This window comes from Pseudorhodoferax sp. Leaf274 (assembly GCF_001422445.1).
Lineage (GTDB): Bacteria > Pseudomonadota > Gammaproteobacteria > Burkholderiales > Burkholderiaceae_C > Pseudorhodoferax.
Genome location: NZ_LMNA01000025.1, coordinates 314479 through 332059 on the forward strand (window position 1 = coordinate 314479; position 17581 = coordinate 332059).

Sequence of the window (17581 nt, forward strand, 5' to 3'; positions counted from 1 at the left end):
GACAAGATGCAGACACTGCCATCCCCGCTGCCATCGCAGCCATCGCAACGCAAGACCCTCGTTGCCGTGGCCATCGCCGCCGCCCTCACCGCTTGCGGCGGCAGCGACGACGACGACAGCTTCGCCACGCCATTGGTCGTCGCCAACCCCGCCAGCGCCTGCGCGGCCCTGGCCGGCCAGTCCGTGGAGGCCGCCAGGATCGGTGAGCCGACCACCGGCGCGACCGTCAAGTCCGCCACGCTCAAGCCGGCCGTGGCCGATGCGCCCAACGGCGCCGGCACGGCCACCGTGCTGGGCACGCCCGAGTACTGCGAAGTGCTCGTCGAGATCAAGCCGGTGGACCCGGCGGCGCCGCTGGTCAACACCCAGCTCAACCTGCCCAGCAGCTGGAACGGCAAGAAGCTGCAGTTCGGCGGCTCGGGCTACAACGGCACGCTGGTGACCGGCCTGGACCCCAGCCGCAACGCGCCGCCCGACGTGCCGCGCCCCATCACGCGCGGCTACATGACCACCGGCACGGACTCGGGCCACCAGACCCAGGCGGGGGTGGAGGCCTATGCCTTCGCGCTGAACCAGGAGGCGCTCGTCAACTTCGCCTACGCCGCCTACAAGAAGACGCACGACGTGGCCGTCGCCCTGGGCCAGCGCTACTACGGCAAGCGCCCCATGAAGAGCTACTACATGGGCGGCTCCGAAGGCGGCCGCGAGGCCATGATGATGGCCCAGCGCTACCCCGACGACTACGACGGCATCGTCTCCATCGACCCGGTCATGAACTGGACGGGGCTGCAGACCTTCGGCAACTGGATCGGCGGCATCCGCCAGAGCGCGCCGGGCGCCTGGCTGGGCGGCAAGACGCAACTCGTGCACGACACCGTGCTGGCGGCCTGCGACAGCCTGGACGGCATCGCCGACGGCGTGGTCAGCAACTACGGCGCCTGCAAGGGCGCGGCCGAAGCGGCGCTGGCGGCCAAGGTCTGCGCCTCGGGCAACGACGAGGGCACCAGCTGCCTGTCGAGCGCGCAGCTGGCCGTGGTCCAGTCCGCGCACGCGGGCTACCGCTTCAGCTTCCCGGTGGCCAACGGCATGCAGGCCTACGCAGGGTTCGGCTTCGGCGGCGAGGGCCTGGCGGGCAACTGGTCGAACTGGCTGGTCGGCACGGCGCCGCCCACCGACGGCCCCACCGCCAACGGCATCAACCAGGTCTACCGCTTCGGCAACGGCTACGTGCGCTACTTCATCGCCCAGAACGCCGCGTTCGACCCGCTGGGCTACGAGCCCGCGAACTTCCGCGACCGCGTGCTGCAGGTCTCGCAGTGGATGGACGCCACCAACCCCGACCTGACGGCGTTCCGCGCCAGCGGCGGCAAGCTCTTGCTGCGCGAGGACATGAGCGACACGGCGCAGAGCCCGCTGACCGGCTTGAACTACTTCGACGCCGTGGTCGCGCGCATGGGTGCGTCCAGCGTGGGCGAGTTCTTCGCGGCCTACGCGGCCACCGGCCTGCCGCACACCTCGGGCGGCGTGGCCGCGGGCGCGGCCAATGCGCCGGCCTACGGCATCCCGGGCCGCGTGGACCTGCTGGCCGTGGTGGAGAACTGGGTCGAGAAAGGCATCAAGCCGGCCACGCAGTACACCCTCACCAACAAGAACGCGCTGGCGCCGTTCGCCGAGATCGCGTCCAAGCCCCTGTGCCAGTACCCGCTGTACCCGCGCTACACCGGCTCGGGCGCGGGGGCCGGTGCCTCGGCCGCCAACTTCAGCTGCGTGGCCAACTGAAGCGGGAGCGGTCCGGGTCGGCGCAATTGCCGCGCCAGGCCGGCCGCCGGCCGTGCGGTCCGCTGCGCGGTACCGCAGCGCCTCGGCTGGAACACCTGGCCCTGGGCGCCTGCCGCTGTGTGAAGATCACGGCCATCACAACACGCGGCGCTGCCGCGACGGGAGCGGCCATGGACCCAAGGCTGGTGGTGATGGGCGTGTCAGGCTGCGGCAAGTCTTCGCTGGGCGCCGCGCTGGCACAGGCGCTGGGTGGGCAGTTGATCGAAGGCGATGACCACCACCCGCCGACCAACCGCCTGAAGATGCAGCAGGGCATCGCGTTGACCGACGACGACCGCTGGCCCTGGCTCGACGTGCTGGGCGCGTTGCTGCGCGATGTGGCCGGCGGCCCGGCCGTGCTGACCTGCTCGGCGCTCAAGCGCCGCTACCGCGACCGGCTGCGCGCGCTGGCGCCCGGCCTGCAGTTCGTCTTCGTCGACATCACCGAAGCCGAGGCCCTGGCACGCGTGGCGGCGCGCCAGGGCCACTTCTTTCCGGCCCGGCTGGTCGCCGACCAGTTCGCGGCGCTCGAGCCGCCGCTGGGCGAGCCGGGCGTGGTGCGCGTCGACGCCACGCTGCCTTTGCAGGCGCAGCGCGATGCCGTGCTGCAGCAGCTGGCGGCGGCGCGCCCAACGCCCTGAGGCATGAACGTGCCGGCGTGCGGCTACTGCAGCGCCTGGGGACCGACGCCGGCGCGGCGCTCCGCATCGCCCAGCGGCTGCGGCGCGCCGAACAGGTAGCCCTGGTAGCCGTCGCAGCCCAGACGGCGCAGGAAGGCGAACTGGCCCTCGGTCTCCACACCCTCGGCCACCACGCGCAGGCGCAGGCTGCGCGCCAGCGAGACGATGGTGCGGGCGATGGCCGCGTCGTCCGGGTCGGTGGTGATCTCGGCCACGAAGGCCTTGTCGATCTTGAGCTGGTCCAGCGGCAGGCGCTTCAAGTAGCTCAGCGACGAGTAGCCGGTGCCGAAATCGTCCAGCGCGAAGCGCACGCCGAGGCCCTGCAGCGCCGCCACGCGGGCGATGGTCTCTTCCAGGTCGGTGTGCAGCATGCTCTCGGTCAGTTCCAGGCACAGCCGGCGCGGATCGGCGCCGCAGCAGGCCAGGGCCCGCTGCACGCTGGGCACGAAGCCGTCGTCGCGGAACTGCCGCGCGCTGACGTTGACGGCCAGCGTCCAGCCGCGCGTGGCCGGCCCGCGTGCCCAGCGCGCCAGCTGCGCGCAGGCCTGGTCCAGCACCCATTGGCCGATGGGCAGGATCAGGCCGGATTGCTCTGCCAGGGGGATGAAGTCGCCCGGTGAGACCAGGCCGCGCACCGGATGCCACCAGCGCAGCAGCGCCTCGAAGCCGGTCACCTGCCGGTCGGCCTGCACGATGGGCTGGAAATACAGGCGCAGTGCGCCCCCGGCCTGGGCCTGGCGCAGATCGGCCAGCAGTCCGGCGCGGGCGTCGACCTCGGCCTGCAGCGCCGGGTCGAAGAAGCAGACCTGGTTGCCGCCTGCGCCCTTGGCCTTGTAGAGCGCGATGTCGGCCTGCTTGAGCACCTCGTCCACACCGTCCGCATGCCCCGGCAGCAGCACCACGCCGGCGCTGGGCGGCGCATCCACGCGCAGGCCGTCCAGGAAGTAGGGTTGCTCCAGCTGGCGGCGCAGCTTCTCGGCCAGGTCGGCCGCGCGCTGCGTGGCCTCCGGCAGGCCGGGGCCGAGCTCTGCGAGCAGCAGCACGAACTCGTCGCCGCCCAGCCGCGCCACCGTGTCGCCCTGGCCCACGCCAGATTGCAGGCGCTGCGCCGCCACGCGCAGCAAGGCATCGCCCTGGCTGTGGCCCAGCGTGTCGTTGACCTCCTTGAAGTTGTCCAGGTCGATCAGCACCAGCGCGCCGGGCTGGCCGTGGCCGCGCGCGCGGCCCAGCAGCTGCTGCAGCCGGTCGAGCATGAGGCGCCGGTTGGGCAGCCCCGTGAGCATGTCGTAGAAGGCCATGCGCTGCGCCTGCTCCTCGGCCCGCTTGCGCTCGGTGATGTCGGTGCGGATGGCGATGTAGCGCGCGGGCCGGCCGTCGGCGTCCAGGAAGGGCACGATGGTGGTGGACACCCAGTACAGCGAACCGTCCTTGGTCCGGTTGCAGATTTCGCCGTTCCAGACCTGGCCGCGCGCGATGCAGTGCCACATGCCGGCGAAGAACGCCGGCGGGTGCACACCGGAATGGACGACGCGGTGCGTACGCCCGACCAGCTCCTCGCGGGCATAGCGCGAGATGGCGCAGAACCTGTCGTTGACGCGCACGATGACGCCGCGCGCATCGGTCACGGCCACGATCGCGTGGGCGTCCAGCGCGGTCCGCAGATCGCTGGCCTCGCGCAAGGCGTCGACCAGCGGCAGCTGCGTGCGGGGGCGTTCGCCGCGGCCGGCGACATCGGCGTGCGGCGCCGGCAGGGCCGCACCGGTGCGCAGTGCCGGCACGGTGCCTGCCGGTTCGCCCGCCTGGCCGACCTGGGTTTGTTCCATGGGTGCAGTGCTTGTCGCAGATCTCGAGAAAACGGACGCCTTCGCATTTGGTGCTTCAGACGCAACAAACCTTGCGGGTATGAATACATCGATGCATCAAAAAAGGAAAAACGCATTTGATCATGCGTTTCAGGCAACACAGCTCGCTTGACACCGGTCAAGCTTGATCCAGGTCATGCCCTGCGTTCCGCGCGCGGATGCAGCCGCAAGGGCATGGGCGGGCCTGCCGGACAATGCCGCGATGAACGACGAAGCAACTCCCCCCTCGGCCGAGGCCGACAGCGATGGCCCGGTCCAGCAAGCCCGTTTGTGGCGCGATGAGCGCTGGACGGCCGAGGTCATCAAGAACGAGGACGACGACGGCTGGGCCGTGGCCATGACCTTGCGCGGCGAGGCTGAGCCGGCCCTGGTCGGGCCCTGGACCATGGGCCGCGACAAGAAGAACCCCAAGCCGCTGGACGCACCGGCCTTCCACACGCTGGTGAAGACGGCCAATGAAGTGCTCCGCCGGCACGAGCAGCAACTGCATGCACGGCTGCACAAGGAAGTCAGCGTGGGCGCGGGTGCCGGACGCATCCGTGTGGCGCTGGCCATCGTGCCGGACGAGGAGTACCCCTACGCGGTGCTGACGGCGGTGGACGAGGCCGGAGACACGCTGGGCGAGGCGCGCGTGGCCGCCGACTTCAAGCTCAACCAGGCCAAGGCCGAGGCCTGGATCGACAGCGGCTACGCCGCGCGCGTGCGCTGAGCAAGCGGCTTGTGCGTCAAACCCCGACAAGCCGGCTGGCTGCGGCTGCGGGGCCATGGCCACACCGCTCGCCATGCAGCGCCATGCGCCGTCGTGCCTTGAAGCACGCACGGCACGCCCCGTCTCGTGGCATGACGCAGGCTCTCGCGCGCAGCACCATCGTCGTTTGAAGCAGGCCGTACGTCGACGCTTCTCGGGGTTTGAATCATGCCAGCGCCCCTCTGCGCGACCGGCCATGCACGGGGCCTTGCATCGGCAGTTGAATCAGCGCGCGTCGTGGGATGAGGCCGGCCGCATCGCGGGATGAAGCTGGACGGCTCGTCGGATGAGGCTGCAGGCTTCGGCGGATGAATCGGGCCACTTTCAGAAATATCCTTTCGGATCAATGGCTTGGCGCCCGAAATCCACCCCGCTAATCACTCTCTAATCGGCTTTTAATCCTTTCTTTCTTAATCAAATTCTTAATCCTTGACGCAGCCGCCGTCGATTCCGGCTTGCCGGAATCGATGGCGGAAGGGGTCCGGGGCTGGCCCCGGGCGGTTCCTGGCGCAGGCACACGCGCGGCGCGGGCGCAAGAAGCTGTCTCAAACCACGAAACGCGTGTCTGCCAGGCCAGTGTCAAACCACGAATGCACTGCCCTGCGTCAAACCACGAGCCCGGGCGCCGCAGACCGGCATTGCGGGCAATGAAAGCGGTGTCAAACCACGAAAGCAGGCATCGATGGCCGAGCCCGGGCCACGCCGGCCCCAGGGCGGGCTGCGTCAACCCACGATGTCCCTGTGTCAAACCACGAGGCTTGTGCCTCAAGCGACGACAAGCCGCTGCTATCGTCGCGCCCCGATGACCGAACTCGCCACCCTTCCCAAGCCCAAACGCAAGTCCCACGGCATGCTGCTCGCCGGGCCGACCCAGCTGCCGCTGTGGGGCGAACGCGTGCGTGGCGCGCCGAATGCCCTGGCCCGCTCGGCCCTGTTCACCTGCGCCGACAAGCGCAAGCCGCGCCGCAGCTTCGACCGCCAGGTCATCGTGTCCGTGGCCGGCCAGGAGATCCGCTACACCGGCAAGGAGCTGCGCCAGGACGACCTCACCGTGTGGCTGCAGGTGGTGCACCTGGCCCGCATGCAGCCCATCGGCGACCAGGTGGAGGTCTCGGCCAGCTCGCTGGGCGTGGCCATCGGCTGGGGCAACAGCGGCGACACCTACAAGCGCCTGCGCGACTCCATCGCCCGCATGCGCGAAGGCTCGGTCTGGGTCGACAAGCCCAACGGCAAGGGTTTCTCGGGCAACCTGATCATGCGGCTGGAGTGGTCCGATGCGGGCTCCAAGTCGCGCGAGAAGTGGCGGCTCTACCTCGATCCCAACATCCTGGAGCTGTTCCAGCCCGACGCCTTCACGCTGCTCAACGGCGAAGAGCGGCTGGGCCTGACGCCGCTGGCGCAGTGGATCTACGGCTTCTTCAGCACGCACGAGACGCCGTTTCCCTACAAGGTGGAGACCTTGTTCGGCCTCAGTGGATCGACGGCCACCTGCCTGTCGGGCTTTCGCCGCAACCTGCTGGAGGCGCTGGACGTGCTCAAGGAACGCCGGCTCATCTCCGACTTCATCTACGACACCAAGACCAAGACCGTGCACGTGCTGCGCCGCCCGCACCACCCCGTCATCGAGGGGCCGCTGGCGGCCTGACAGCGCGCTGCGTCAAACCACGAAGCGATGCTCGTGGTTTGAGGCAGATGCCCAGCACCACGGAAGCCCGCCGCCCGGCGCGTTCGGGGTTTGAGGCAGGCGACGGTGCCGGCGCGGCAGGCCCCGTGACGCACTGCACTACAGTCGCGGCCTGATCCACAGGCCCCGGCGCACGCGCACGGTGGCGCAACCAGAGCACGTGTCGGTCCCAGCGGATTCCCTTTCCATCGAGAACCAGTGGCTGCGGCGGCCCCGGCGCCATCCGGGCGCCGGGCTGCTGCGTGGCGTGCTCGGGTCGCTGCTGGTGCATGCACTGGTGCTGAGCCTGACCTTCGGCAGTGCGGAGTACGGCCTGCCCGGCCTGGTGTTTCCCTGGCAGGAACGGCGCGGCGCGCTGCCGGAACTGCGCGTGGTGCTGCAGGCGGACACCCCGGCCGCCACAGATCCGACCCTTGGGGCTGCGGGCACCGCGCCGACGGCGGCTGACGCGGCACCGGTACCTGCTGCGGCATCGCCGGCACCACGACCTGCGTCCACAACCGCGCCCGCGACCGCAAACACCACCGCGCCAGCGCCCATCCGTGGGCCAGCGGCGGCCGTGCTGACGGTGCCTCCTTCCGATCCCACCATGCCTGCGCCAGTGGTCGACACCGCCCAGCCGGATGCCGCACGCGAGGACCAGGCCCGGCGCGAAGCCGCGCGTGCGCAAGAGGCCCGCGCAGCCGCTGTCCTGCGGGCGCAGGAACAGCAGCAGGCCGATCTGGACGCCGCACGCGCCCGGGCCGCGCAGGCCGAATCGGCCCGCGCCGAAGCCGAACGCCAGGCCACCCTGCAGGCGGAACAGGCCCGGCGCGAGGCCGCGCAACTGGAGGCATCGCAGGCCGAGGCCGAGGCCGCGGAGCGCGAGCGCGAGGGCGAACGCCAGCAAGCCCTGCGGCGCGAGGCCCTGCGGGCACAGGAGGAACGCGAGCTGTCAGCGCAGCAAGAGGCGGCGCGCCAGCAGGCGGCGCAGGCCGAGGCAGCGCGCCAGCAAGAACTGACACGCCGCGAGGCTGCGCGGCAGGACGCGGAACGCCAGGCTGCCGAGCAACAGGAAACCTCGCGCCAGTTGGCGGCCCGCGAAGAAGCGGCGCGGTCCGAGGCCGCCAGCCGCGAAGCGCAACGCCAGGAAGACGCACGCCGGCAAGAGCTGGCACGCCGCGAGTTCGCCCGGCTGCAAGCAGACCGCCAGGCTGCTGCGCAACAGGAAGCTGCGCGCCAGGCGGCGGCCCGCGAAGCAGCAGCGCGTGACAGCGCAGCACGTGAAGAGGCCGCGCGCCAGGAGGCCATGCGTGCCGAAGCCGCCCGGCGCGAGGCCGCGCGCCAGGAGACCGCGCGGCAGGCTGCAGCACGCGAGGACGCCGCGCGCCGTGAACAAGCGCAACGCCAGGAGGCCGCACAGGCCGAAGCAGCCCGCCAGGAAGCGGCGCGACAAGAGGCCGCGCAAGCCGAGGCCACTCGGCTGGCGGCGGAACGCCAGGCCAGCGCCCAGGCGCAAGCCGCGGCCGAACAGGCCCGAGCCCAGCAAGCCGCTGCGCAGCAGGCCGCGGACCAGGAAGCTGCCCGGCGCGCCGCAGCCCAGGACACTGCCGCCCGGCAAGACGCAGAACAGCGCCCAGCGATCGCCAAGGAAGCCCAAGGATCCCAGGCCACCCAGGCCGAGGCCGCCAAGCGCGCAGCCGCACGCGCCTACGAGGCCCAGCGCGACGAGCGGCTGCGCGCGATCGGGCGCCAGCTGAACGCCGAGGCGGACCAGCGCGCAGCGGCGGAGTCGGCTGCGCGGTCCACGCCCGACCTGCCCGCGTCGTGGGGCAACGCCCGGCGCGGCCGCAACCTCGGGCGTGGCGACCCGAACGAGGAACTGCGCCTGTACGGCGACGCCTGGAGCCGCAAGATCGAGCTCAACATGACCTTCGACACGGTGCGCGAGCTGGTCCGGCAGCCGCACCAGCCCCCGGTGGTGACGGTCGCGGTGCGCCGCGACGGTTCGGTGGAATCCATCACCTTCGTGCGCTCCAGCGGCGTCGCGGCCATCGACGAGGCGGTACGGCAGATCATCCGCGGCCAGGCCAATTACCCGGCGTTCCCGCCCAACCTGGCCCGCGACTTCGATGTGGTGGAGATCCGCCGCACCTGGCATTTCGACGTGGCGATCCGGCTGTACTAGCAGCCCACCAGGCCAGGGCCGCCGGGTCGGCCGCGCGACAACCAAGCCTGGCTCCTGCGGGGCCGCTGCGTGGCCTGCGCGCGCTCGGCGACGCCGTGTCCGCGGATCGGCGGCTGCCGGCCTACGCCAAGCTGCTGGACCACCGCGCGGTGCAGACCGACACCGAGCCGCATGAGCGACACCCCCGCCAGGACCTGCTGGCCGGCGTGCGGTAGATTGCGGCCTTTTTGGCCGCAGCATCCGCATGACCACGACAGACACGCAGGCATCCGCCACCGGCTCCGCCCGCCCCGCCCGCGCACCCCGCCCCCTGGCCAACGTGCGCATCCTGAGCCTGGCGCTCAACCTGCCCGGCCCCGCCGCGCTGATGCGCCTGCGCGCCATGGGCGCCACCTGCGTCAAGCTGGAGCCGCCCGCGCCCGACGGCGGCGCGGGCGACCCCATGGGTGTCTACGCGCCGCAGGCCTATGCGGCCATGCACGAGGGCGTGCGCGTGCTGCAGGCCAACCTCAAGACCGGGCCGGGCCAGAAGGCCCTGCACCGCGAACTGGCACGCACCGACGTATTGCTGACCTCGTTCCGCCCCTCGGCCCTGGCCAAGCTCGACATCGGCTGGCGCAAGCTGCACAAGCTCTACCCACGGCTGTCGCAGGTGGCCATCGTCGGCGCACTGGGCGAACGCGCCGAGGAGCCGGGCCACGACCTGACCTACGTGGCCGAGCACGGCCTCGTCACCGGACTGGACCTGCCAGCCACGCTGTACGCCGACATGGGCGGCTCGCTGGCCGCCAGCGAAGCCGTGCTGCAGGCGCAGCTGCTGCGCGCGGCCAAGGGCAAGGGCGTGTTCCTGGAGGTAGCGCTGGCCGACGCCGCGGGCTACCTGGCCCTGCCGCGTGCCTGGGGACTCACCGTGCCCAAGGGTTCGGTCGGCGGCGCGCATGCCGGCTACCGCATCTACCCCTGCAAGGACGGCCGCGTGGCCGTGGCCGCGCTGGAGCCGCATTTCGCCAAGGCGCTGTGCGCGGCGGCCGGCGTGGACGATGCGTCGCGCAAGGGCATGCTGGCGGCCGGCACCCACGCCGCCGTGGCCGCGTTCTTCGCCACGCGCACGCGCAAGCAGCTGGACAAGCTGGGCCGCGAGCAGGACATCCCGCTCCACAGCCTGCCGCGCTGACGCGCAGGTGCACCGACGCGCGGGCCCGTCGGTGGCGCGCGGCCGGCGCCGCGCCGGCGTTGGCGCCTTACTTCCTGGCCTTGTCCAACTCCTCGCGGTAGAGCTTGACCAGAGCCGGGTCGTAGCTCGCCGCGAACTTGTCGGCCACGGGCGCGGTCAGCTCGCGCATGCGCGCGAGCACGGCGGGCGGCACGTCGTTGACCTGCATCTTGCCTTCCAGCTCCTTGCGCGCGGCGACCGAGGTGTCGCGGCTCAGCTTGCGCTGGTAGGCGCCGGCCTCGGTGGCGGCGTCCTGCAGGATCTTCTGTTCGGTGGCGCTGAGCTTGTCCCAGAAGCGCTTGCTGACCAGCACCGGGCTGGCGGTGTAGACGTGGTTGGTCACGCTCAGGTACTTCTGCACCTCGTAGAACTTGCTGTTGAGGATGATCGCGAACGGGTTCTCCTGCGCGTCCATCGCGCGCGATTCCAGCGCGCCATACAGCTCCGGGAACGCCATCGGCACCGGGTTCGTGCCCAGCGCGGCGAAGCTCTCCACGTACATCGGATTCGGGATCACGCGGACCTTCAGGCCCTTGAGATCCTCGACGGTCTGGACCGGCCGGCGGCTGTTGGTGAACTGGCGGAAGCCCGCCTCCCAGAAGCCCAGGCCGACCAGCCCCTTGTCGGGCAGGCGCTTGAGCAGTGCCTGGCCGAACGGGCCCTGCAGCAGCGCATCGACCTGCTCGCCGCGCGAGAACGAGAACGGGATGTCGAGCAGCGTGAACTCCTTGACCACGGCGCCCGTGACGGTGGCCGACAGCACCGTCATCTCCTGCACCCCGCCCTGCGCGGCGCTGAACTGCTGCTGCTCGCCGCCCAGCACGCTGGCGGCGAATTCCTTCACCGTGATCTTGCCGCCGCTGCGCGCCGCCACGAGCTCGGCGAACTTCTGCACGCCCAGCGACAGGTGGTGGCCCTGCGGGTTGACATGGCCGAACTTGATCACGCGCTCCTGGATGTCCTGGGCCGATGCCGCCGCGCAGGCGGCCAGCAGCAGAACGGACGCGATGTGCTTCTTCATGTTCAAAACGGTCTCCTTCGAATGGTCGGCGGCGATTCTAGGCGGCAGAATTGAACGCCTTTCAGATCAGAAAATACTTTCCAGGAGATCGAATGCAAACATCCGACGGGCTGCGCTGCGTGGTGCCGGGCACCGACGTGCTGGGCGAGACGCCGCTGTGGTGCGAGAAGACCCAGAGCCTGCTGTGGCTCGACATCGAGGAGGCGAAGCTGCAGCGCTTCCATCCCGCCAGCGGCCGGCACGACGTCTACCAGTTCGACGAACGCCATGTGGGCTCGGTCGCGCTGCTGCGCCAAGCGGGTCGGGTGCTGCTGGGCATCGACCTGGCGCTGGAGACCTTCGACCTGGGCACGGGCGCGCGCGAGAAGCTGTGCCAGGTGGAGGCCGTGGGCACCGACAACCGCCTGAACGACGGGCGCTGCGACAGCCGCGGGCGGTTCTGGGTCGGCACCATGGACAACCAGCTCGCGCGCGGCAACGGGTCGCTGTACCGCGTGGACCCGGACGGCAGCGTGCACCACCAGTTCGGCGACGTGATCGTGGCCAACACGGTGGCGCTGTCGCCTGCGGAAGACACGCTGTATTTCTCCGACACGCGCCGCTACACCACCTGGCGCCTCCCGCTGGACGTGGCTGCCGGCACGCTCGGCCCGCGCGAGGTCCTCGTCGACTACACGGCCGAGCGCGACCGCCCGGACGGCGCCTGCACCGACAGCGAAGGCTACGTGTGGAACGCCATCTTCGGCGGCGGCCGCGTGGTGCGCTACGCGCCCGACGGCACGGTCGACCGCGTGCTGCAGCTGCCCGTGAGCAACCCGACCTGCGTGTGCTTCGGCGGCCCGGACCTGCGCACGCTGTACATCACCACGGCGCAGCGCTTCCTGACGCGCGCGCAACTGCGGGAGCAGCCTTGGGCCGGCTCGCTGCTGGCCATCGATGTCGATGTGCCCGGCCTGCCCGAACGGCGCTTCGGCCGCGATTGAGGCCTGCGGCCGCTTCCACGCCGCTCACGCCCTGCTCGCCCGCCGCGCCAGCAGCGCAGCCAGAGCCAAGCTGGCGAACAGCCAGATGGCGGCCGAGGCCGTGGCGCCCTCGCCAGGCGTTGCCACTCGCCTGCTGTGGCGTGCATGGCGCCGCGTGCCTGGCGCCCTGCCCGCGAGGCCGCCCGCCGCGGTTCAGCCCAGCCGCAGCCAGTGGTTGTCCAGCCGCAGCGCCGGCACGGGCCGGGTGGCGATGGCCGATGCGTCGGCCACCAGCGCCTCGTCGCGCCCGCCGGCCCACAGCCGGCCCGACTCGGCCGCCAGCGCGCAGGCCTCGGCCAATGCCGTGAAGCCCTGCCAACGGCCGTCCGCGCCATAGCGCGCGAAGCCGTCCACCTTGGGCGTGCTGACCACGAAGCCGCCGTTGGCCCAGGCGATGTCGCCGCCATAGCCGCCCAGCGACCGGGGCGCCGCAGCCGTGCGCAGAGATTCGCCGTCGAACAGGCCCAGCAGCGGCGCGGCCAGCTTGGCGGCCGGGTCGCTGTGCTCGGCCTGCAGCGCGATGCCGAGCACGCGGCCACCCCGGTTGCCCTGGCCGCCGTGGCCGCCGTGGCCACCCCAGGCGATGTGGCGCAGGCTCAGGCGCGGGTCGGCCAGGCGCCACTGGCCCAGCAGCGCGCCACCGCGCGTGTCCAGCCGCACCAGCGAGGCGTCCATGCGCTCCAGGCCGATCTTGAGGCGGCCGGTCTCGGGCAAGGTGGGGATGCCGCCGTTGGCCACGACCAGGCTGCCGTCGGCGTCCAGCAGCAGCTCGTGCGGGTCCATGCCGTGCGTGGACCACTCGGCCACCTTCTCGAGCGTGGCGGCATCGCGCACGCCGACCAGGCCTGCGCCGGTCTCCAGGTCCGTCTCGGTGGTGTACAGGCGCTGGCCGTCGCTGCTGGCGATCACGTGGCCGTTGAAGGCGCGGTCGGGCTCGATCCAGGCGGTCTGCGGCTCGGCCCCGTCGGGCGCCCCCGGTCTCCAGCGCAGCAGCCAGTCGCCCGGGCGGCGCGCCACGGCCAGCACCGTGCCGCCCGTCTCGGCCAGCAGGCCGTGGGCGCGCGTGGGCACGTCGAGTGCGCGGGCCACGACCAGCGCGTCGGCCTGGGCCGCCAGCAGGCCGACCTGGTAGCGCGCGGCCTCGGCCGTGTCCCGCGGTTCGCATTGCCAGGCGGCCAGCAGGCGCGGCAAGGCCGCGGGCGCCGCCCACGCCGAGCCCGCCGGCGCGGCCAGCACGGCCATGCCCAGGGCCAGGCACTGCCGGCGCGAGAGCATGGCCTCAATCCCCGTCGGCATCGGAGAACCCGATCCGGATGTTCAGCGCGGGTGCCAGTTCGGCCTCGGCGAGCTGCTTGAGCCCGGCCACGGCCCGGGACGCGGCCTGCACGCTGGCAGGCGCATCGGGCCGCGCGGCGGCCATGGCCTCGTCGACCTTGCGCACGGTGGCGGCCCAGCGGTCGGCCAGCGGGTTCAGGCCGCGGCCGCGCATGTAGGTCTCCAGTGCCACGAGGTCCTTGCCCGGCGCGGGCACGGTGTCGTCGGGCGCCACGGCCAGCGTGCGCAGGCCCTGCCACTGGGCGGCCCAGGCCTCGCGCGACAGGCCGCTGGCGGCGCGCGGATAGGCGGGCGGCTTGCCCTTGGGCGCGCTCTTGAGCGGCTTGTCCATGAACGGCCAGCGCAGGCGCTCGACCCCGCCGACCCACTGGTTCACGAGCTCGGACATGGCGACGGCCGAAGCCTGGTCGGCCTCCTCGTCGTCGGGCTCGGGCTGCGCGTTGGCCAGCGCCGTGAAGGCCTGTGCCAGGGCCTGCGCCTCGGCCAGCACGTTCTCGGCCAGCAGCTGGGCATAGCGGCAGGCCGGCGTGCCGGGCGCGGCCGGCTGTGTCCAGAGCAGCCACTCGAGCGCGGGCAGCCCCTTGGCGGGCGTGCCGATGCGTTCCAGGGCGGCCGCATCGGCCGGCGCCTGCGCGATGGCGCGGCGGATCAGTTCGGGCCGCGTGGGCGCGAAGTCGATCTGGCGCAGCGTGCGCCGCTGCAGCAGTGGGCCGACCGAGACGGCCGACAGGCGGCCCAGCGCCTGCGCGGTCTCGCCCCAGGCCGTGCGCGCCTCGGCCAGCGCGGCACTGTCGCCTGCCGGTGCCGCGCACTGGGCCGACAGCGCGGCCACCAGGGCCTGCGCGCGCTGCGCGACATCCTGCGCGCGCGGGGCGTACCAGCGGCGCCAGGCGCCCTGCATGAAGTCTGGCGGGCCATAGAACGGCAATGCCACATTGCCCGGCAGGTGCTGGGCCGCCGCTGGCAGCGCCATGGCGGCCAGGCCGCCCAGCACGAGGCGGCGGCGGGTTGCATCGGTGTGCATCACAGGGACTCCACGAACTTGGCCAGGGCTGCGCGCTCCTCGGCCGTGAACTTGAGCACCGCATCGCGGCTGGCCTGGGCCTCGCCGCCGTGCCACAGCACGGCCTCGAGCACGCCGTTGGCGCGGCCGTCGTGCAGCAGCCGCGTGTGGCCGTTGACGTCGTGGATCAGGCCGATGCCCCACAGCGGCGGCGTGCGCCACTGGCGGCCGCTGGCCTGGAAGTCGGGCCGGCCGTCGGCCAGGCCTTCGCCCATGTCGTGCAGCAGCAGGTCGGTGTAGGGATGGATGGCCTGGCCCGCCAGCGCCTTGCTCGTGAGCCGCGGGAACGGCCCCTCGGCCGTGGTGTAGCTGGGCCGGTGGCAGACCGCGCACTGGGCGTCCCGGAACAACTGCTGGCCGCGCAGCACCTGGGCGTCGGTGGCGTTGCGGCGTGCGGGGGGCGCCAGCGTGGCGGTGTAGAAGACGACGTCTTCGAAGGTCTTGTCGTCGACCTCGGGCTGCTTGCCCAGGGCGCCGCGCGGGGCCGCCAGGCAGTCCTTCTGCGTCGGCGTGCAGGTCTCGTCCGGGAACAGGCTGGAGGTGATGCCCATGTCGCCGTGGAAGGCGCCGGCCGTCTGGTGCGCGACGGTGGCCACGTTGGCTTTCCAGCCGAAGCGGCCCAGCATGATCTTCTGCGAGGGCTGGTCCCAGACCTCGTTGACCTGCCCGCGGATGGGCCCGCCGGCGGCGGCCTGCGCGCGCGCATTGCCGCGGATCTCGTCCTCGGGAATGGCTTCGAGCAGGCCCATGCCGATCATCTGCGGCGCGAGCCGGGGGCTGACCATGACGTCCTTGGCCATGGGGCCGTAGTTCAGGCCCTTGAAGCCGTAGACCGGCTTTTGCAACGTGTAGCGCGTGCCGTCGGCGAAGCGGCCGTGCTGGGCTTCGTAGCGGATCGTGATGCTGCCCTCGGGCTTGACGCCGTTCACCGCGAAGTTGGAGAACTGGTCGCCGTAGACCGGGTCGGGCAACGGGCCGCCGGCCTTGTCCTGGCCCGGCACCGACAGGCGCAGCAGCAGGCCCACGGGCTGGTCGGACAGGCCCTTCGTGAAGTCCGGCGGCTGGCCGCGGCCGTCCTGCGTGTGGCAGCCGCCGCACGAGCGCGCGATGAAGTGCGGGCCCAGGCCGTCGCGCGCCTTGGTCGAGGCCGGCGCCTGCACCCAGTTGCGCTTGAAGAAGGAGTTGCCGATCACGAAGCGCGTGCGCTCCGGGTCGGTCAGGTTGGCGGCGGGAAACGAAAACGCGTTCTGGCCGGTGGCGTAGACGGTGGTGGCACCGCCGACGGCCACGTCGTCGGCGGGGGCCGGATCGCCCGCCGCCCACGCCAGGCCTGCGGACACCAGCGCGGCCACGCAAGCCAGCGCCAGGCCGCCCGGCGCGCCCATGAGGCGACGTGGGTTCAAGGTTGCACCAGCGTCAGTTTGGTGATGCCCAGCGCGCTGGCGGCTTCCACGATGTCCTTGGACTGCTGGGTCAGGCTGTCGATGGTGGCCTGGATCTTGGCGCGGCCCGGGTTGCCGGCCTTGATGGCCTGGTCGAACGGCGCGGGAATCGCCTCGGCCGCGGCCACGGACACGGCGATCTGCTTCGTCGTGCGCTCGGCCACGGCCGCATCGCGCGCGGCCACCAGGTCGCGCAGGCCGGGGCCCTGCACCTGGCTGCCGTCGCGGCGCTTGAACTGGCCGAGCCAGACGTTCTGGATGCCGGTGGCGTTGGCCACGGCGTCGCGGTGGGTGTTGTCGGAGAAGCAGGAGTGCTCGTCTTCCTGGTCCTGGCTGGCCAGCGCGACCTCGAGCCGCTCGCCGGCCAGTTCGCCGCGCGACAGCGAGCCCAGGCCCACCAGCATCTTGCGCACCGATTCCATGCCGCCGCGCTCGAAGCGCGCGCGGTAGTTCTTGGCCTGGTTCGGCGCCCAGGCGCGCGCCACGGAACGCAGGTCGTCGACCAGCAGCTCGGTCACCACGCGCAGGTACTGGCGGCGGCGGTCGGCGTTGGGCTTGCCGCCGTCCACGTAATCCGTGTAGGGGCGGTCGCCCGGCCCGGTCTCCGACAGGTCCTGGCCCCAGAGCAGGAACTCGATCGCGTGCCAGCCGGTGGCGATGTTCTCCTCGCCGTCGCGCTCGTTGAGCGAGGACAGCTGCTTCTTGGTGATCTGCACCTTGCGGTTGTTGATGATGCCGGCGTTCGGCGCGTCGACCACGTAGTCCACGTAGGACTCGTCCATGGGCCAAGAGTTGATGCGGCCCTCGGGGCCGTCGTCGCCGTCGATCGGGCCGCCGTAGAAGCGGAAGGCTTCGGTCTGGCCGTAGAACTCGCGCGCCTGGAGCCAGGCCTTGCGCGCGGCGTCCAGGCCTTCCTGGGAAGGCTTGTCGAGGAAGGCGTGGATGGCGACCTGCAGCGCCTGGGCGCCGGCCAGCGCGTCGTCGTAGGCGGCGCTCACGAGCACGGCGTGGTGGCGCACGGCGGGTGCGATGTCGGCCGCAACGGCCTTGCTGGCGACGGCCGGCTTGGCGGCAGGGCTCTGGGCCCAGGCCGGCGCGCATGCCGCAGCCGAGGCGGCAAGAATCCAGGCGATGGTGGAATGCTTCAAGGGTTGCTCTTTTGGAGTTGCGGGCAGGGAGCCCGATTCTAGATGCGAGTGATTATCAAATTAGCACGGCTGACGGCTGGCTGACCACGACAGGGCGGGTCGCCATGCCCGATGTGCGATCATCCCGGGTTTGTCAACGTCCGATCTGGAGAACACCATGGGCAACAAACTCGTCACCGAAGCCGACCGCCGCGCCACCCCCGCACCCACGCCCTCTGGCGGCCTGAGCGCCCGCCGTGCCGGCAACGGCCAGCGCGTGAGCCTGGAGCGCGGTGTCGCCACGCGCAGCAAGAAGAACCCTGGCAAGCGCCCGCACAAAGGCGGCTGATCGGGCCGTCGATCGGCGCCTGATCGCCCCCCGAGCGGCCCGTGCAACGC

The 17581-nt window shown here is 71.7% G+C and carries 14 protein-coding genes; 8 read left to right on the forward strand and 6 right to left on the reverse strand.

Going from position 1 to position 17581, the window contains the following annotated elements; genetic code table 11:
- The first annotated feature begins 6 nt into the window (after nucleotides 1–6).
- Entirely contained in the window at nucleotides 7–1779 is a 1773-nt protein-coding gene (locus ASF44_RS20515; RefSeq protein WP_056901085.1) for a tannase/feruloyl esterase family alpha/beta hydrolase, read from the forward strand.
- A 170-nt stretch (nucleotides 1780–1949) separates the two neighbouring features.
- Nucleotides 1950–2459, forward strand: coding sequence for a gluconokinase (locus tag ASF44_RS20520; protein ID WP_235579287.1), 510 nt, complete (start codon nucleotides 1950–1952; stop codon nucleotides 2457–2459).
- A gap of 23 nt (nucleotides 2460–2482) precedes the next feature.
- On the opposite strand, the gene ASF44_RS20525 is transcribed toward ASF44_RS20520, so the two are convergent.
- Entirely contained in the window at nucleotides 2483–4321 is a 1839-nt protein-coding gene (locus ASF44_RS20525) for a bifunctional diguanylate cyclase/phosphodiesterase (protein WP_056901087.1), read from the reverse strand.
- A 241-nt stretch (nucleotides 4322–4562) separates the two neighbouring features.
- On the opposite strand from ASF44_RS20525, the gene ASF44_RS20530 reads away from it, so the two are divergent.
- The 4 genes from ASF44_RS20530 to ASF44_RS20545 all read left to right on the forward strand — a co-directional run bounded on the left by ASF44_RS20530 (nucleotide 4563) and on the right by ASF44_RS20545 (nucleotide 10133).
- Nucleotides 4563–5069 (forward strand): hypothetical protein, encoded by a 507-nt coding sequence (locus tag ASF44_RS20530; protein WP_056901088.1) that lies wholly within the window; start codon nucleotides 4563–4565, stop codon nucleotides 5067–5069.
- An 841-nt stretch (nucleotides 5070–5910) separates the two neighbouring features.
- Nucleotides 5911–6753 (forward strand): plasmid replication initiator TrfA, encoded by an 843-nt coding sequence (trfA, locus tag ASF44_RS20535; RefSeq protein ID WP_056901089.1) that lies wholly within the window; start codon nucleotides 5911–5913, stop codon nucleotides 6751–6753.
- 199 nt (nucleotides 6754–6952) lie between these two features.
- Nucleotides 6953–8959 (forward strand): TonB family protein, encoded by a 2007-nt coding sequence (locus tag ASF44_RS20540; protein WP_056901090.1) that lies wholly within the window; start codon nucleotides 6953–6955, stop codon nucleotides 8957–8959.
- A gap of 244 nt (nucleotides 8960–9203) precedes the next feature.
- Nucleotides 9204–10133, forward strand: coding sequence for a CoA transferase (locus tag ASF44_RS20545; protein WP_056901091.1), 930 nt, complete (start codon nucleotides 9204–9206; stop codon nucleotides 10131–10133).
- 67 nt (nucleotides 10134–10200) lie between these two features.
- On the opposite strand, the gene ASF44_RS20550 is transcribed toward ASF44_RS20545, so the two are convergent.
- Nucleotides 10201–11193 carry a TRAP transporter substrate-binding protein gene (locus tag ASF44_RS20550; RefSeq protein WP_056901150.1) on the reverse strand — a complete coding sequence of 331 codons (993 nt, stop codon included), beginning with the start codon at nucleotides 11191–11193 and terminating at the stop codon, nucleotides 10201–10203.
- Nucleotides 11194–11285: 92 nt separating this feature from the next.
- Between ASF44_RS20550 and ASF44_RS20555 the strand changes: the two genes are divergently transcribed.
- On the forward strand, nucleotides 11286–12176 hold the full coding sequence (locus ASF44_RS20555; RefSeq protein WP_056901092.1) for an SMP-30/gluconolactonase/LRE family protein: 891 nt from the start codon (nucleotides 11286–11288) through the stop codon (nucleotides 12174–12176).
- A 192-nt stretch (nucleotides 12177–12368) separates the two neighbouring features.
- Here ASF44_RS20555 and ASF44_RS20560 read toward each other — a convergent pair whose 3' ends face one another.
- The 4 genes from ASF44_RS20560 to ASF44_RS20575 are packed head-to-tail and all read right to left on the reverse strand — an operon-like array spanning nucleotide 12369 to nucleotide 17203.
- On the reverse strand, nucleotides 12369–13511 hold the full coding sequence (locus tag ASF44_RS20560) for a DUF1513 domain-containing protein (RefSeq protein WP_082524933.1): 1143 nt from the start codon (nucleotides 13509–13511) through the stop codon (nucleotides 12369–12371).
- Nucleotides 13495–14574: an imelysin family protein gene (locus ASF44_RS20565; protein WP_056901094.1), complete on the reverse strand. Its 1080-nt coding sequence runs from the start codon at nucleotides 14572–14574 to the stop codon at nucleotides 13495–13497. The genes ASF44_RS20560 and ASF44_RS20565 overlap by 17 nt, the downstream gene beginning before the upstream one ends.
- A complete protein-coding gene (locus tag ASF44_RS20570; protein WP_056901095.1) occupies nucleotides 14574–15998 on the reverse strand; it encodes a di-heme oxidoredictase family protein in 1425 nt (474 codons plus the stop codon). The genes ASF44_RS20565 and ASF44_RS20570 overlap by 1 nt, the downstream gene beginning before the upstream one ends.
- Nucleotides 15999–16012: 14 nt before the next feature.
- Complete coding sequence (locus tag ASF44_RS20575; protein ID WP_056901096.1) at nucleotides 16013–17203, reverse strand: imelysin family protein; 1191 nt, start codon at nucleotides 17201–17203, stop codon at nucleotides 16013–16015.
- 157 nt (nucleotides 17204–17360) lie between these two features.
- Between ASF44_RS20575 and ASF44_RS32590 the strand changes: the two genes are divergently transcribed.
- On the forward strand, nucleotides 17361–17531 hold the full coding sequence (locus ASF44_RS32590) for a hypothetical protein (RefSeq protein ID WP_200930638.1): 171 nt from the start codon (nucleotides 17361–17363) through the stop codon (nucleotides 17529–17531).
- The last annotated feature ends 50 nt before the right edge of the window (nucleotides 17532–17581 follow it).

Excerpts from the sequence above, each read along its gene's own strand:
- ASF44_RS20515 (WP_056901085.1), top strand. The coding sequence starts at position 7 with ATGCAGACACTGCCATCCCCGCTGCCATCGCAGCCATCGCAACGCAAG.
- ASF44_RS20520 (WP_235579287.1), top strand. The coding sequence starts at position 1,950 with ATGGACCCAAGGCTGGTGGTGATGGGCGTGTCAGGCTGCGGCAAGTCT.
- ASF44_RS20525 (WP_056901087.1), bottom strand. The coding sequence starts at position 4,321 with ATGGAACAAACCCAGGTCGGCCAGGCGGGCGAACCGGCAGGCACCGTG.
- ASF44_RS20530 (WP_056901088.1), top strand. The coding sequence starts at position 4,563 with ATGAACGACGAAGCAACTCCCCCCTCGGCCGAGGCCGACAGCGATGGC.
- trfA (WP_056901089.1), top strand. The coding sequence starts at position 5,911 with ATGACCGAACTCGCCACCCTTCCCAAGCCCAAACGCAAGTCCCACGGC.
- ASF44_RS20545 (WP_056901091.1), top strand. The coding sequence starts at position 9,204 with ATGACCACGACAGACACGCAGGCATCCGCCACCGGCTCCGCCCGCCCC.
- ASF44_RS20550 (WP_056901150.1), bottom strand. The coding sequence starts at position 11,193 with ATGAAGAAGCACATCGCGTCCGTTCTGCTGCTGGCCGCCTGCGCGGCG.
- ASF44_RS20555 (WP_056901092.1), top strand. The coding sequence starts at position 11,286 with ATGCAAACATCCGACGGGCTGCGCTGCGTGGTGCCGGGCACCGACGTG.
- ASF44_RS20560 (WP_082524933.1), bottom strand. The coding sequence starts at position 13,511 with ATGCCGACGGGGATTGAGGCCATGCTCTCGCGCCGGCAGTGCCTGGCC.
- ASF44_RS20565 (WP_056901094.1), bottom strand. The coding sequence starts at position 14,574 with ATGCACACCGATGCAACCCGCCGCCGCCTCGTGCTGGGCGGCCTGGCC.
- ASF44_RS20570 (WP_056901095.1), bottom strand. The coding sequence starts at position 15,998 with ATGGGCGCGCCGGGCGGCCTGGCGCTGGCTTGCGTGGCCGCGCTGGTG.
- ASF44_RS32590 (WP_200930638.1), top strand. The coding sequence starts at position 17,361 with ATGGGCAACAAACTCGTCACCGAAGCCGACCGCCGCGCCACCCCCGCA.